This is a genomic window from Agrobacterium sp. Azo12, assembly GCF_029193765.2.
GTDB lineage: Bacteria > Pseudomonadota > Alphaproteobacteria > Rhizobiales > Rhizobiaceae > Agrobacterium.
Map to the genome: position 1 here is coordinate 371,085 of NZ_JARFYO020000002.1, position 16,879 is coordinate 387,963.

General features: G+C 57.2%; 8 protein-coding genes and 1 pseudogene. 4 read left to right on the forward strand and 5 right to left on the reverse strand.

The genetic code is table 11. From position 1 onward, the window contains the following. Positions 1-19: 19 nt before the first annotated feature. Positions 20-7,216, reverse strand: a complete 7,197-nt coding sequence (locus PYL13_RS18270) for a peroxidase family protein (RefSeq protein ID WP_275643158.1) — start codon at positions 7,214-7,216, stop codon at positions 20-22. Between the two features lie 390 nt (positions 7,217-7,606). On the opposite strand from PYL13_RS18270, the gene PYL13_RS18275 reads away from it, so the two are divergent. Beyond that, complete coding sequence (locus tag PYL13_RS18275; RefSeq protein ID WP_275643159.1) at positions 7,607-8,935, forward strand: sensor histidine kinase; 1,329 nt, start codon at positions 7,607-7,609, stop codon at positions 8,933-8,935. Here PYL13_RS18275 and PYL13_RS18280 read toward each other — a convergent pair. Beyond that, complete coding sequence (locus PYL13_RS18280) at positions 8,932-9,591, reverse strand: response regulator (protein ID WP_250985636.1); 660 nt, start codon at positions 9,589-9,591, stop codon at positions 8,932-8,934. The two genes, PYL13_RS18275 and PYL13_RS18280, sit on opposite strands and share 4 nt — an antisense overlap. A 625-nt stretch (positions 9,592-10,216) precedes the next feature. Beyond that, positions 10,217-11,377 (reverse strand): RHE_PE00001 family protein, encoded by a 1,161-nt coding sequence (locus tag PYL13_RS18285; RefSeq protein ID WP_275643160.1) that lies wholly within the window; start codon positions 11,375-11,377, stop codon positions 10,217-10,219. A gap of 14 nt (positions 11,378-11,391) precedes the next feature. Between PYL13_RS18285 and PYL13_RS18290 the strand changes: the two genes are divergently transcribed. The 3 genes and pseudogenes from PYL13_RS18290 to PYL13_RS18300 form a co-directional block, all read left to right on the forward strand. After that, entirely contained in the window at positions 11,392-13,065 is a 1,674-nt protein-coding gene (locus PYL13_RS18290; RefSeq protein WP_275643161.1) for an IS66 family transposase, read from the forward strand. Between the two features lie 329 nt (positions 13,066-13,394). Continuing rightward, entirely contained in the window at positions 13,395-13,652 is a 258-nt protein-coding gene (locus PYL13_RS18295; RefSeq protein ID WP_275643162.1) for a type II toxin-antitoxin system VapB family antitoxin, read from the forward strand. 594 nt (positions 13,653-14,246) lie between these two features. Next, positions 14,247-14,679, forward strand: a pseudogene (locus PYL13_RS18300) (transposase); the annotation flags it as partial. A gap of 460 nt (positions 14,680-15,139) precedes the next feature. Here the strand turns inward: PYL13_RS18300 and scpB are convergent. Next, positions 15,140-15,835, reverse strand: coding sequence for an SMC-Scp complex subunit ScpB (scpB, locus tag PYL13_RS18305; RefSeq protein WP_275643163.1), 696 nt, complete (start codon positions 15,833-15,835; stop codon positions 15,140-15,142). A 2-nt stretch (positions 15,836-15,837) separates the two neighbouring features. Then, a complete protein-coding gene (locus PYL13_RS18310; protein ID WP_246787984.1) occupies positions 15,838-16,773 on the reverse strand; it encodes a DUF1403 family protein in 936 nt (311 codons plus the stop codon). Positions 16,774-16,879: the final 106 nt, after the last annotated feature.

Below are 16,879 nucleotides of genomic sequence, written 5' to 3' on the forward strand. Positions count from 1 at the left end.
GCACGCCGCATTTCGCGCTTTACAGGTTGAAGTCCGTAGTGGTGAGGTTGTGGTTCCCCTTGATGCTGAGGCGTAGTTCGGCGCTGCTGTCGCCGTCGACGCTTCCCTGGACGACGGTATAATCACCATCGTCACGCGTCTCGTGCGTGACGATCAGTTGCGCCGAACCACTGAGTGTGGAACCGGCCACCAGCGTGAACGCCTGATTCCCGGAGACACCATTGTTGGCGTCCGTGCCGCTCACGTCGATCTTGTCTCCTGGCTGGAAGCCGAGGATGGTATCGCCATCTGCATCCTTTTCGGAGTTGAACAGGAACTTGTCGTTCCCAGCTCCGCCGTCGATGATGTTAACTGAGGCATTGGCCGTGATCGTGTCGTTTCCGGAACCCGTGACGACATTCTCGATGCTCCACAGCGTATCGTTGCCCGATTGGCTGCTTGATGCATTGCCTCTGCCCATGAAGCCGCTTCCGAGATCGACAGTCAGGTTTGCAGTTATCGCCGCCATGTCGAGCGTGTCGTTTCCGGCATCACCGTAGTAGACGTCATCGCCATCGCTGGCTTCGGCGATGAACATATCGTTGCCGCTGCCACCATGGGCTGTGTCGTTGCCGAGACCGGTCTGGATCATGTCGTCACCGGCGTCACCGAAGACGCGGTCGGATCCCGCATCGCCGTAGAGCATGTCGTTGCCAGCGCCGCCCAGCAGGTCGTCGTTGCCGGCACCGCCGAAGACCATGTCGTTGCCCGCCTCCCCACTGAGAAGGTCGTCGCCGTCATCGCCACGCATAATGTCGTTGCCGGCACCGCCGGTCGCCACATCGTTGCCGGCGAATGCGACGATCATTTCTCCGCTTGCCGTGCCGACGAGCACATCAGCGTTGGCCGTACCGGCGACAGGAGCGCCGGCTGACGGGTCGGCAGCTGGCGTATCGTCTTCACCAGTGGCGGTGTCGCTGAACTGCGGCAGGCCTCCCTCACTCGTGAAATGAATGCTGTGCTGGCTGCTTGTCATTGTCGTCACGCCGTTCGCATCGGTCGTGACCACATAATCGTCGGCAGTTGCGCCGGCGGGCAGTTCAATGACGTCCTGCGGCCGCAAGGTGCCGACGATCGTGTCGTTGCCGCCATTCGAGCGGAACACGATGCGATGCGCAGAGGTCAGGGCCGAGATGTCAACCGTATCGTCACCGGCATTGCCGTCGATGGTGATCGTATTGAAATTCAGGCTGGTGAATGGCGCATTGAAATTGCCGATGACCTGGATCGTATCACCGTTATTCAGCCCACCGTCCGGTGTATTCGGATTGTTGTTGTTGTTAGCGGTCGTATTGAGCGTATTGACGCGGATCTCCTCGATATTGTCGAGCTCGGCGATGATGGTGGTCGTCAGTCCGACGGTGCGGGTAATGACGATCTCTGTGAGGGCTCCAGACACCGCAATGCCGGCCGCGATGGCTGCTGACTTTTCATAGATGCGGAATATTTCGGCTGTTCCGGCCACCCCGTTTACGATGAACGTGTCTATGCCACCGACCTCGCCATTGACCATGTCGAAACCATCTGTCGTGCCCGCTGCATTCCAAGTGATGGTGTCATTGCCGGTGCCAGCGAGAATGATGTCGTCGCCGGTACCGCCGCTGATCGTGTCGTTGCCATCGCCGGCATTGATGTTGTCGTTGCCGCCGCCACCAGTGATCGTATTGACCGTGCCGTTTCCAATGATGATGTCGTTGCCGCCGGTGCCGGCAATGTTGGCGGTCTCGACGCGGGTGATGTTAACCGTTGCAGGGTCGGTCAGGGTTCCGTCGCTGCCTGTATAGGTGAAGGAGCCTCCGGCCGTTCCATTGTCGGAAAGGGTAATGATGCCTGCTCCCGATGTCGGACCCGTTGCCAGGCCGTTGGCGCCACCCACAGCTGTGATGGTGACCGGTGAACCTTCCGGGTCGGCATCGTTGGCGAGCAGAGCCGCATGCGAGATCGTGAAGCTGGTATTCTGGGCCACGTTGGTGATGACAGTGTCGTTATTGGCGACCGGCGCATCGTTGGTAGCGGTGACATGGATTGTCGTCGTCGAAACCGGGCTGTCGAGCAGACCGTCATTGACGGTGACTTGCAGTGCACGATCACCTGCTAGAGGGTTTTCAGAACTGTTGGCGTACCGCACCTGCTGGATCGCCGTTTGATAGGCGGCCAGCGAGGCATTGCCCGTCAGCGTCAGGGTGATCCGCCCCGCGACAGTATTGTCGGCCGACGATGTGATGCCGCCCGGGAGGATACCAAGCACCGACAGGACATCGCCTGCGCTGGCATTGGTGAGGACGACACGGGCCGAAGCGATGCTTGTGCCGTCATCGGTGATCATAGCGCCCAGCGCTACTGCGACGGGCGCGCCGTTTTCAGCATAATTCGTCTCGTAATTGTTGCCAGGCGCCCCCAGAACAGGCGTCACCGTATCGATCTCCGTGCGTATGTTGACATTATCGACGAAGAAGTTCTCGCCGCCTTCGAAAGTGCCTGCTGTCAGGAAGCGGATCTGCGTATTCGCTCCAATCATGCCTGCGGGAAGGGCCAACGAGAAGGTATCGGTCGCGTTGCCGCCAATCGTCTGTAGGTTCGTCCATGCACCGTTGGGATTTGTTGTATTACGCACCTGGATTGACACCGTTTCGCCAGCGTCGAGGCCAACGGCTTGCCAGTCGAACGACAGGGTGGCTCTGGTGACACCTGTAAGGTTTACCGAGCGGGCCAGAGCCTCGCCACCATCTACACCTGCAACAAATTGCAGCCTGCCGCCGCCGACATTCACGTCACCCCCTGCCGCGCTCGCATTGTCGCCGGTCTCGGTCCAGGCGCCTCCCCAGGCCGAAACGCCGTTATTGTTATTATAAGCGTTGGCGGTAAACGTGTCCCGGTAGGCCTGGGCCACTGTCGCCGTGGCTGTAGACGCCGTCGGCCCATGCAGGTCGAGCGTCGGCGCCAAAAGCGAAATGTCCTGATCGGTGAAATCCAGGATCTCGACGTTGCGGACTGTGTCCGTACCGTCAGTGGCCAGGCCACCGGTATGGGCCACTGTCACGGTGCCGTTGGGATTGAAGGTGATGTCATATTCGGCCCTGGCACCGGAGAATACAGCTCTGTCGACATCGGCAATGTTGTCGCTGTCCGGCTGATCATTGCTGTTTCGGATCGTCCGAACGATTGACAGTTGGCCGGGGTTGATCGCGCCGTTGAACATGGCGGCCGCGAGCGTCGTCATGCTGTTGTGCAGCGCGATCGGCTGACCGGTGTGCTCCGTGTCGCCTGCTGCAAAGACACCGATCTGCACGTCGAGCCACTTGTCGCCGTCGATGATGTCGTCGCCGGCCTGGCCGGTGATGACATCGCTGCCGTCGCCGCCGAGAATGATGTCGCCAGCGCTATATTCAGTGACCCCGGCTCCGAGGACTTCCTGCAGGCCAGCGATCAGGGCAATGCCTTCAGCGTCGAGGGCGCTACCCTGATAGCCTTCGGTACCCCCTTGAAGCGTGGGAAGCCGATCTGCAGCGAGCAGGTTGGTACCGGTCAGGACGTCGTTGAACCGCGTTCCCGACAGACCTTCGACTGATTCATATTCGTCGAGCGCAGCGTTCTGAGGCAGTGTCGGGGCCTCGTCGAAGACGATCGGGATCGACAAGTCGGCGTTCACGAAGTTAGGATTGTCCTTATAGGTTGCCCAGTCGAAGCCGGACATGCCCACCATCTTGCCGCGACCGGCGCTGCCGACGAAGATTTCGTCGCCGCCTTCGCCGATGAACTCGTCGAAGCCGCCATCGCCCAGGAACACATCGTGGCCATCGATTTCGTCATGTGAGAAAACTTCGTCGAAGTTATCGCCAGGGGCGCCGTCAAAGGTGCCGGTTTCGATCCAGTCATTACCCTCGTTGCCGAGGATGCGTTCGGCGTTCTTGTTTCCGTAGATAAAGTCGTTGCCGGTGCCAGCGAAGACTTCCGAGCCCATGTCCGTGCCGAGGAAGATGAAGTCCTGGCCGTCATTGCCCATTACAAGGTCGAGACCAGGCCCGGCATGGACGACGTCATTTCCCTTGCCTGCCTTGATGTTGTCGTCACCGCCGCTGTCTACTATGATGTCGTCGCCGTCACCACCATTGATGATATCGTTGCCGAACCCGCCTTCAAGACGGTCGTTGCCGCCATCGCCAAACAGCGTGTCGTCGCCGATACCCGCAATTATGATGTCGTTGGCTTCGGTACCGCCCATTACCACATGGTCGCCTCCGGTATAGCGCAGATAGTTGGTGTCTGGGCCTACAGTTGCCGGATTGTTGCGGATGACAAGCTGCGTGAGAATGCCATCGCCGAGCGGATCGGTGCTCTCCAGAGTGCCGTCGCCATCGAGATCGTTAAACTGGCGGGCCTGGTTGACCTCGAGAATGAGGCCGGGGGTAGAGAACACGTCCGACGGCAGATGTGTGGCATCGGTATTGCGCATTATCATCGCGGCGAAGGAGTTGTTCTCCATCTCGCCGAAGAGATGCAGACCGTCAAGACGCTGCAGATAGTAGAAGCGGTCGCCATTCTGCAGCTTTTCCATCTGCATTTCGAAGACGAAGTTGAAGGTCGAGCCAAGCATGCCACCGAATGGCATGATCGCTTCGGCCAAGCCGCCGATCCAGAGGTCTACATTGTTGAGCCCCCCAAGCGTTCCGCCGGCATAGGCTCCGGTCGCGTTCAGGAAGTCGAGGCGATCTGCCGGGATTGCAAGTCCGCCGACCGACACACCAGTAATAATGGTAAGCGCCGCGTTACGTTTGCCTTCGAGTGTAGTCTGGCCGTCGATCAGTGCATGTGTGCCGTAGGCTGCGACGAAATTGATTATCGAGGCCTCGTGCTTCAGATGACCGGCGAAATCGACCCAGCTCTCATAGGGCTTGAGCAAAACATCCTGATTGGTGGCGTTGTAGAACTGCGTTCGTGCCGCATTCAGTGATGGCACGCCGGTATCACGGCCACGCGCCAGGTTGATGGTCGCAAGATCGAGCGGCAGGCCGAGCAGATTGTTGCGCAACGCACTGGTGACGAACTCGTCAATCTCGTTGCCTGCCTGCCGCGTCATGCCGCGAACGATTGCGCCTGCTGAGATATCCGCATCAACGGTCGCTGTCCCGCCATTGTTCTCGAACTGGAGCGGATTGAGAAAACCCTCGATCAGGCCAATATGGTCGGGGTTGAAGTTTGGATCGAAGCGGTCGATCGACTCCGTCAGCATCGAGTGGCCGAAGCGATAGACTACGTGGGCGAACTCGGCGACAATCGACGGATCAATGGTGACGTCAAACCCGTCTGGAACCAGGAACACGTTGATGTTCGGCTGGATCTTGCGGGCGAACTCTTCAAACACCAGGTGCTGATACTGCATCTCGGTGCCGAACTTGGCAGCCTGGAAGAGGCGCTCGCCATCCCAGACGAGGCTATCCGCGTTGGCGGGAACCTCGGTAACATCGCTAACGAGCCATTCGTTCAGGAAGGCAACAGCCTCGGCCTGCGACGCGCCGCCGTCCAGCATCGCAACGGCATCTGCAAACACCACTTCCTGGGTATGCTCGACCAGCCGGTTATGTTCCGAATGGAACACGTGGTGTACTGCTGTCAGACCAATATTCTCGTTGGCACGGCCATCGCCGGCAACATAGTGCGCATCGAGCAATTCGTTGTCGTAGACACCAGGCTCATTGCCGGGGTTTTCCAGCCCGATCTCGATATCGCCGTCGGCCAGGCCGTCCGGTACCGCATTGTGCGCGATGTCGGCCAGGAATGCATGACCGGTAAAGATGGCATTCGCCGGAACGAGGACGCCCAATCCTCCATTGGCCGTGGGGTCGCCTTCGACGAGGCCCGTTGCTGTCACCATCTGCGGGTAGCCATTGGCGCCGCGGATGAATTCGCCATAGGGATCGGTGGCGAGCAACGGGACGTTGCCGACATTGGCGTCGACAAGCTGGATGCCCAGCAGGTCGGCTGCCTGCGCCTTGAGATCAGCCCAGGTGGCCATGCCACCATTGCCGCCTTCGATAAGCTTGCCCGTCGAGACCGGATCGCCAGTAGGGTTTAGTACATAGGCGCGGAGGAAAACCTGATGGGACGGATGGGAGGTATAAGTCTGGTTCTGGTCGACGAACGACGTGGTCGTGTTGACCGGACGATCGGTATTATCAGCGGCTTCGTTGACCGCCGTTGTCGGATCGTCGTTCATGATTCCGTCGGCGCCGGGACCAGCCAGGGTAGCGCGTGTCAGAACCATGAAGTTGGTATCGCTGCCTTCAACATAAAGGGGATCGTCGGGCATCAGCGGGATGAAAACGGTGCCGTTGCCACCCTTGGCGACGAGGTCGAGACCGTGATCGAAGAACTGGCCGAACAAGGTGAACCAGGAATTGAACGGTGCCGACAGTCCTTCGTCAGGCGCCGCATTGGTGATGACGACATTGACGCCATCGAGCTCGACGCCGTTGGCATCCAGCAGCGCGACCAGTGCGTCATCCTGGGCATCGAGAGCTGCCCGGGCGGTAGCCAGGTTGGCCGCGGTCGCTGCTGCGGCATCCTGCAAAGCCTGATTACCGGGGCTCGCAGATGCCGCTGCTTGGGCTTCGGCGTTCAGCCGCTCGGCTGTCCCCACGTCGTTGAACAGTGGCTTGAGTGGCTGATAGGCGGCGGTAATTTGTGCCGTTACCGTCATCTGCTGGGCTGCGGGGACAATGCCCGCACGCTGCAGCGCAGTCAGTATCGCTGAGGGATTGCCGAGCGTCTGATCGACGATCAGGTTTGAAACCGTACGGACATAGGGGTCGAAGACATCACCAGCACCTGCGGAGCCAAGCCCGTCATTGTCGACGCCGGGCTGATAGGTGACGGGAACCAAGGCCCCACCAGGACCGGCAGGCACCATGATCGTCTTGAATTGGTTGCCGAGGGGTTCGGGGAACTCGTTATCGGCAGCACCCCATTCCGGATGCAGCGGGTTGTTGTAGGTCCCGTCAACGGTGCGCAACCCCCAGGAGAGATTATAGGTCGGGATCGAGCCACCGACCCCGAATAACGGCTTTGCGACGTTGTTCGGATCGCCGGTCGATGTGCCTTGCCGGAAGGCGGCGTCCGCTTCCGCGATTTTGATCTGTTTCAAGATGAAATCGAGATCCGACCGAATATAGGTGACCATTTTACTCTCCCCTCGGATTGTCCGGAAAACACTATTGTTCCGGCGATGCTTTTCCCCACCCTGCATTCGCAGGCATCGTCTACTTTGCTGCAGTTTTTGGACTGGGGTTCTGGAAATGAGATTGCGAACGCCAATAGAAAATCTTCAGCATTGTCTGCGATGATCAGATAATGTCTTGAGGCAAGGCTAGGCGATAGTTCCAAAGGTCCACTGACATTCATGGACTTTGGTCTTCAGGAGGCCGGGACTTTAGGCCCGGAAACAAATGTGACTTACGTCCCTTTCAAGAAGAGCTCTGTCTACATGAGAACCGGGTTCTTAAATTATTGGCATACTCTTGATCTGAAACAGCAATTTTTGATAGTTGCCGGGCTGGTCATCTGCAGTTCGATGGCAATTCTTGGCGAGTGGCTCAATGGCCAGATTGCCGAAAATCAGCTGAGAAGCAGGACCGAGTCCGGCGCCCTTTACATGGAGGGTTTCCTTGCCCGCCATGTCGAGGGGTCTGCACAAGATCCACAGGTTTCCCAAACCCGCAGCAAGGAACTTGACGATCTGCTAATCGGCACTGACCTCGCACGCCGGGTCGAAGGATTCAAGATCTGGCGCAATGATGGCATGGTCATCTACAGCACCAACAAGTCCCTGATTGGAAGGGTGTTTCCATCGCCCAACCTGAAGCGGGCCTTCGCCGGTCAAGTCGTCGCGCAACTTGAATACGGCCACGACGACGGTGAAGGCGATGGAGAGAAGGCTGATAGATCTCTCATCGAAATCTATGCACCGATCTACCGTGCCGGTACGCACGACATCATCGCAGTCGGAGAGCTCTACGAGGATGCTGACGAATTCGTCGTTCAGCGCGATATGGTTCAGCGTCAGACATGGGCGATCGTAGGTGCAACAACACTCGCCATCATGGCCTTGTTGTACCTCATCGTCCAGCGGGCGAGCAATATCATCGCTCATCAAAGGACGACGTTGAAGATGCAGCTTGCTCAGGCCCAGACCTTGGCGGAGCAGAATACCGAGCTTCGTAAGGCAGCCGACAGGGCGCGAATGGATGCAACGAAGTCCAATGAGCAGATCCTGAACCGGATCGGTGCTGATCTGCACGATGGTCCCGTTCAACTGCTCAGCCTGTTGATCCTCAAGCTTGGAGGATTTTCAGAGGCACCCATCCAATGTGCGACGACGATTGACAGCGCGCCCGTCGTCTCGGAGGTCGATCTTACTCCCTCGCATATTGCAGGTCAGGTCTTGACGGAGTTACGAGAGCTTTCAACCGGACTGGTAATGCCGGAAATCGAACACATGACGTTGGAGTCGGCTCTAGGCATGGCGGTCGATCAACACGAATATACAACCGGCTCGAAGGTCACACAGCACTATGACGGCCTGCCCGAGCGTGTCGTGCACCCGCTGAAGATCTGTCTTTATCGCGTCGTACAGGAAGGGCTCAACAATGCTTTCCAGCATGGCGGTGGACGCGACCAGCGGGTATCGGCCTCAGCAGACCCATTGACCATCACCGTCGTCATTGCCGACGATGGACCCGGTTTTGGATTGAACCTCGCCCAAGGCCGTCGCAGGCCGCTCGGCCTGCAGGGTATTCGCAACCGCGTCGAAGCCTTTGGCGGTAGAGTTGAAATCCGGAAGCGCCCACGCTCTGGAACGGAGCTTCAGGTCGTGGTGCCGATGGAGGGGAATGGCATCTAGTGACGTATGACAGTATCAGAGCCGCCTTCAAGTTTCTGAGCAGCAAGTAATACTTCCAGACGATTTCTTACATTCAACTTCTGCATCAGGATAGTCATATAGTTTTTGACGGTTTTTTCGCCGATCTGCAGGTCGGCCGCAATTTGCCGATTTGTGAAACCTCGTAGAAGCATCCTAATGATCTGGCCTTCACGTATGCTCAGCTTTACTTCGGCCCCGGTGATTTTCTTGAGAGAGGCCAACTTAAGCTCTTCGATGACCTTGCAGGCAAATGCAGGAGTAATGAACATATCGCCCCTATGGACGGTTGCGATGGCTTGAAGGAGCTCCTGTGCACTGCTTCCTTTGAGAACGTAGCCGCTTGCGCCAGCATTAAGTGCCCGCACAGCGTAATCGCTACCCGTCATTGCGGTAAACACCAGAATTTTCGTTCGGACTTTTTCGACCAGTTTTGCGATTGTTTCGAAAATGTTTCCCGGCATCATCAGGTCGACGACAAAGACGTCTGGCGCCAATCTCAGGCCGATATCCAGTATATCATCAGCGCTCGACCCAGTTGCTGTGACTGAAAATTCTGGCTGTTTCCTGAGGATTTCAGTCAATCCAGCAAGCATTAAGGGGTGATCATCAACCAGCGCCACCGAGATCGGACTCATGATTACACCCCACATAGAGTAAACATGATTGATATTACTATAGTAATTTCAAGTCAATGTAGCACATTGTGAGTACTTATAAAATACACCTACATCAACGTAGCTATTTCGGATTACTCATAGAAGCGGGATTAAGATCAAAGCGACTATCGTGAAGCGGATATGCGCCAAGGTCACTTGAGACAAACGCACGGTGCCCGATGTGAAACCTGGCGTCACGCCCACTTCAGGCATGAAAATCGACTACTCATCTCAACTATACACTCCCGCAACAGGACTGCGGAGGGCGAAGTTCCGTTTCATTCCTATCGAGCAAGACCTTATAAAAATAGTGGTGATCGGCAAAAGACCCGGCCACCGACCAGCACCTTGCAGGTGCAAGGCGACATCGCCAATATATTGGCCGCGATGGATGTAATTGCGGAGATGCAGCAAGTCGTCACCTTAACCCAAAACGCTCTGTTGGGCCGAATTGCGCCTTAGCGATATCGACATGGAGGTCAAACGCAAAAAGCTCCTCGAGGCATAGGCCGGAGCAGTTGTTGGTGATGTCTCGCGGGTGGCAGGCGTTTCGGGTAGTGCTCCTCGATTTGCTCTGTGTGCGACGATGTCGAACCGTAGCTGGCTATATAATCCCCCACGCCCGAAACCTCCCCCTGCCCGTCATCTCGCGCAGGCCCAGTTCGGAGACGATGCGCCGTGCGGCTTGCGGGGTGACATCGAGAGTTTTGGCAATCATGCCGGCCGACACTAACGGCTTTGCCATGACCAGTTCGTTCAGTTCGGGCAGTTTGGACGAGGTGCGTCGTCCCAAAAGCTTGCGCTCCATCATCTGACGGGCCAATGCCAGCCGGTCATGTTCTTTTAAACCGATCTCAGCTGTGGCGACAAATGCCTCGGCGATTGCCAGCAGGCGGACTTCGCGGCTGCGATGGCGGCGGCGATCAACGGGGATGGTTTTCAGGCCGGTGTTTATGGCGGAGAGATGATTTTGCGTCGTAATGCCTGCCTGCCGCAAAAGCGCGGCCGACAACAAACGACCAAGCCACGGCGCATGCTGCAATACATCCAGACTGTTCCAGGCATCAAGCACAACAATCGCCTGCAGCATCGGCGGCAAAACCTTGGCTTGTCGCAGCACGGTGCGCCATTCCTCAAGCCGGGCGTCTTCATCCCAGTCGAGATCGTAGACCCAAGAATTCCGGTCATGACTGCCTTTCGCCGGGCCGGGCCGCAGCGCGTCCTCGAGGGCGGCTTCCGTGCGGGCCAAGAGCGCATCAATCTCGGCAAACTCGTCAGGCGGCTGATCTGCGTCACCGTCTTCAGACGTCCCCTGCCCTGCCGCAGCCTGATCGTCATCCGCGATCTCTTTCACCACGACCGATCTAGCATTACCCAACGATGCTGCAGGCCAAGCCTGGTCGGGTGACGTTTGTCGCAAACTTCTGATGCCGTCTGGCGACAGCGCCCAGGCTGTCGGTTGTGCAACAATCCGCCGACGGGTTTTCAGAACGTCGCGGGCGATGGTCAGTTCATGGGTGGGCGCGCGGACATCACGGGTGGCGTCATGGAGGACGAGGTCTTCGAGATGCACCAACTCACCGTCGATCCACAGAGACGCACAGGCGTCGCTAAAATTCTGGCGCTCACACCAGCCAGCACCGACGGATGAGCGGGCAACACGCTCATCGAGACAACAAAACGTTGCCGTGGCGTCGCTGAGCGGTTTCAGCAGTACCTGGAGCAAATCCGGTGGCATAAGGGATTCCTGTTTTCTGTGAATCATGATTCAATCCCTTTATGACGAAGCGCCGCCTGCCCATGGTCGAGCATGCTGACACGCTGTCGCTGAAGGCGCTGCGCGAGCTCGTGACCGGCTTGGTGGAGCGTGCTGACCGGGCTGACGCCCGAATTGAAAAGCTTGAAGCTGAAAACCAACACCTTCGTGCCGAGAATGACCAGCTCAGGATTAAGAACACACGGCTGAAAGTCGACAACCAGCTCCTGCGCGACGAGATTGCGCGACTGAAGAACCTGCCGCCCCGTCCGCCGTTCAGACCGTCGGGGATGGAAAAGGCAACGGGTGACAAGGCGCTCACCGGCAAGGATCCGGCGCCCCGACCGCGAGGGCCGAAGAACGACACGAAGCGCGTGACGCGTGACGAGGTTCTGCCTGCCAGTGTGCCGCCCGGATCGCGCTTCAAAGGGTACAAGGACTGCATGGTGCGGGATTTGGTCCTGCGGGCGGAAGTGGTCCGCTTTCGACGCGAATGCTGGGTGACGCCGGAGGGGGACACTATCACAGCACCGCTGCCTGCGGGGATAAGAGGTGGTTTTGGGCCCAATCTGTGGCGGTTTTGTCTGATGCTGCATGCGTATGGCCAGGTCACGACGCAACGAATGACGACGTTGCTTAACGACATCGGTGTCGAGATCTCCAAACGCCAGGTGGTGCGGTTTCTGACAGAAAGGCTGGATGGCTTTCATGCGGAGGATGCCGCCGTGCTGCATGCTGGCCTTGTATCTGCGTCCTATGTGACGGTCGACGACACCGGCGCCCGTCACGCCAACCGCAATTTTCATACAACGCATATCGGCAGCGAGCATTTCACAGCCTTTCGCACGGCGCCCTCGAAGTCGCGGCTGAACTTCCTCGCCCTGCTGCGCGGCAACTATCAGGACTATGTTCTCAACGACGCCGCTTTCGCGCTGCTGGACGACCGGCAGGTTGACCCTGCCCTTGCTGCCCGGTTGAACACCCATGAGCCGCTGCGGTTTGCCAATCAGGTGCCCTTCCTCCAGCATCTCGCCGAACATGGTATCGACATCTTCGACACGGAAACGCTTCGGCCATTTGCGGAGGCCGGCATATGGGGTGCCATTCGCCATCATGGCCTCGTTGGAAACGCGGTGATCGTCTCCGACGATGCCGGGCAGTTTCGCGTTGGTACCCACGCGCTGTGTTGGGTCCATGCCGAACGGCTGCTCCAAAAACTGATGCCGGCTACACCCGGCCAGGTGAAGCACGTCGAGACCCTGCGAGAGCTGATCTGGCACTTTTACAAGGCTCTCAAAGCCTATCGACGAAGGCCTGACCCAGCCATGGCCAAGGGCCTGCAGGCGCGCTTCGACCGGATTTTCTCGATCCGCACCGGCTACGGTGATCTCGACAAATTGCTGTTTCGGCTGAGGCGTCGCAAACCGAAGCTGCTCAGGGTTCTCGAGCGGCCGGAAATCCCGCTCCACACCAATGCGTCGGAGAGAGATCTGCGCGGCTTTGTCATCAAGCGGAAGATTTCCGGAGGCACGGTCAGCAGAAACGGACGGCAGGCGCGCGATAGCATGTTGGGCCTTTCGAAGACCTGCCAGAAGCTCGGCCTGTCGTTCTGGCACTATCTGGGTGATCGGCTGGGGATCAGCGACAAAGATCATCCTATTGCCTCGCTCGCCTCCCTGGTTGCGGCGCGTCTCTGACGACCACCTTGCCCTCTCAGCAGCCGATCCTGCCAGCGCGCGCGCCCCGAAACTGCAGATTTTCTCGCCATTGCCACCGGATTAGCCCCGCTTACCCCCGCTTACGTGTGGATGGGCAATTTGGCGAGATCGTAAACCATTGAAATCATGGTAAATGATTTGTGAAACGAACTCTATAGCTATTTTAATATTCGTCAGTGGGTATGGTTAACAGTTGGTGTATATACTACTGATTAGTAATGCTTATCAGTGTTTAGCCATCTCCCGCGATCTTATTGCCACCTTTGTATGTGAAGCCTATGTTTCGCGCACGAATTAAGAGGAACGCGATGTCCGAACCACAGCTTTCCATCCGCAGCGGCAAAGCGAAAGATCTTGCCCATGCGCTGGCGCGCCGCACCGGACAGCCAATAAACCGTCTGGTCGAACTTGCGCTTGAACGCTACGATCAGGAACTTCGGAGGAAATCGGCGCTGACGCCGACGGGTGCCTTATGGGAGCTGATGGCTGAAGGTCGGCGCTCGGTTCCCGCCGGTACCAGCTCCGGTCATGATGACCTCTATGACGAAAACGGCTTACCAATATGATTGCCATTCATACGTCGGTGAAATTGGAAACGGCGCTGAACGAGCCTGAGGCGGAACTGTTTCAGACTCTCATAAGCCAAGAAGAAATTCTTATTGTTTGGCCGACCCTTCTGGAGACGCGCATGGTGCTTCGGGCAAGAAGTTTTCGAATGCGGGAGCGATTTCCAAGCTGTTCGTTGATCTTCCGAACGTGACTGCGGTCGACTTTGGTGAACGGCATTATAAAGCGGCCGAGAAGGCTTTCTCGAAGCTTCGCGCTTTGATGACAAAGCCACGGTCTGCTCGTCCGATTATTGCGTGTGATGATCCAGTTGAAGCCTACGTTCAGGCGTGCATCGCATCTCCATTTTTCAGCTATGTTTCTCCGGAAATTTATAGTCTGTGCGACACTAGGAAAACCGCGACAGACGATTAGGCCTCTCATTCGGTTGATGAGACATCAGCACTCGGCCTGTGCTTACCACTGGCATGGTCATCTTTTCACTAAAGACGTTCTTGCAGCGATGCTTGCCTAGCTCGTGGCAATCAACTTCGATCTTCCCCGCCCCTTCTGGGCGGTTGCCACTATCTACGTCGTGGCCAACCCTCTTTCCGGTACTCGCAGCTTCAAGCCAGAGCCAGGCTACGAAGCTTCGGATGACAATTCCAGGCGTTGGTGCCATCACTGCCGTCTCGTACATTGCAGCGATCAAATATCCTGATGACGTCGCCACCTCGCACCCAGTGGGTGCCTGCCTCGGGCTTACGACGCGGCCCTAACAGTCCGGCAAAATCGATTACGATGGCCATATTTCGCGACGCGGTGACGGTCGGCTGCGGGGATTACTCTATGAGGTGGCAACCGTCCACTTAACAAGAACCACTGTAAGGACCGAATGCAGTCTTAAGATCTGGGGGCTGAAGCTGCGTGAGCGGCGGGGCTTCAAAACGTACCGCGGTTGCTGTTGCGCGAAAACTTGCGGTCATTATGCATAGCATGCTCAATCCCAGGCAAGCGATCAATCCATTGGCTGGCGCTGCTGCATAGGCAAATTGCCGGGTTACCTGCATCAGCGTCTCAATCTGACTGAGATGTTGACCGTCCCCGCTGTGGACGTGGGTCATTCCGTCGGTTCGGTCGCAGTTCCTTGAGACTGCGTCTTGAAGATAGGTAGACCCGCCCTGTGAAAACCCAAGATGCGGCGATTGCTTGTCGACCGCGGAGACAACCGTGCTCCCAGCAACGGACGAGTTTGCAGGAATAGTGAGATGTACAACGAAGAAGTGAAAAAGATGTCGCCCTCCCGACACGGCAACGAAGTACGTCTAATCCACTTGAGGCGACGCAGGCGATTAGCCGACGGAATGAAACTGCTATGCTTGGGTTCGCGTGAGGCTTCCCTTAACCAATCAATTGCAGCAGCATTGCTTTTTGGCTGCCCACTAAACATCGGCTAAGACCCCTGGCGTTTCGGACATCCTTGGAAGCAGAAACTGAGCGGACACACCTACTTTTCGTCTGCTTGCTGCATATTCTCGATCGCGGAGTCAGTCATCACAACAGCTGTCCTATTCAACAGGCCCGCGTCCTCAAGGGCTTCGATATCCGGTAAATCACGCAGTGTCTCAAACCCGAAAGCCGACAGAAAATATTTCGTCGTCACATACGTATATGGAGCGCCGGGCATGGGACTGCGCGGCCCGGTATCGAGTAAGCCGGCTCCTCGAATACTGGCAATCGTATCGCGCGAAATTTCCTTGCCGAAAATTTTGGAAAGCTCTCCACGCGTGATTGGCTGGAAATACCCAATTGCAATCAGCACCATGGCCTCATGATGGGAGATAGCGGGTGCCAGCGCACGTGTCGGTGTTTTCGATGCCTTGATTGCATGCGCATAGGCCGGTTTGGTGCGGTACTGCCAGCCTCCAGCCACGGAAACGATGTCATAGGGCCTCGGTTTCATTTCTGCACGCAGATCAGCAATCAGTTTATCAATGTCGCAGCCATTCCCCACAACGCGAGCCAGCGTTTCACGGCGAACCGGTTCTGATGCGGCAAAAATGATTGCCTCGACGCGCATCATCCACTCTCGCCACCGGAACTCGACCGGCAAATGTTCCAGTTCGGTATCCAGCGGGATTTCAATCTTGCTGCTTGACCGCCTGTCGCGACGTTCTTTTTTGGCGGAGCCGTCAATCTCCATCGTCAAATCCCGTAAACCCGGAAGGTAGAGCGGCCAGAAAGCTCTCTCACGCCGCCCATGCTCTCCAACCGTTCGAAAAATCTGCTGCTTGCCCAGCGGGACAGGTCCGTGCCCGGCGCTGAGGCTGATAGGGCATCTTCGCTCAAAAGCTGTCTGATAATCCGCTCTCCGCCCTTTGTACGAATGGTGGCAGAACTGGCTATCGTTCGGTCTGCGCGGCGGCCAATCTCATTTGCCATCAGCAACACATCTTCCGTCCCGTGAACAAGCGCCATGGAGACCGCACGATTGAATCCCTGCTCTCCCGGGGCCAAACGTCCTTTGCCAGCGGAGGTCCGAAATGCACCGCTGTAGCGTTGGGCAAGAAGAAACGGAACTGGCAAATCCCAGCCAAGACGTTTCGCCAAAACCCAATCGCCCAGCCACCACGCTAAAACCTCGACATCGGGGCGAACGGCATGAATTCTTGTCACCAATTCCGCCACAGCTATCGGTGCGGCCTGCGGTTTTTGCATGATCTCGTCGATAAGGACAGGAAGGTCAGCAAGTGTGCTGTCCCAACGTAACGCAAAAAGATCCGTCAGGGATTGCAGGGTCTTGCTGCTGATAAAATCCACCCGCGTCTTCAGCATTCTGGTCGCCAGCAGGACGTTTCCGGCTGGCCCGGCATTGTCACCGGGTCGCACCATCAATACCGCGTCGCGCAAGGCGGCTTCTTCGGTCTCACGGCCTAACATCTGGTTGGCCGAAATGGCACAGCGCAATGCAAGGCGGCTTCGCCAGCACCCTGTCCACGGGTGATCTTTTTTGATAAACCCATCCAGCGAGTTCAAAGCCGAACCCGCAAGAAAGGCCGCATCCGCTTCCGTCACGGCATTTTTCTTGTCGGAAGCCCAGGCCGGAATGATTGTGGGTGAATAGGCTACAGTCACACCCATGCGTGATGCTCTTTTCATCCGCAAAGGCTAACAGACAAGTGCACTTATTGCCATATGCGCGATAGTTTACGCACAGCATGTCTCAGATGGCATTTTTTACCATTTT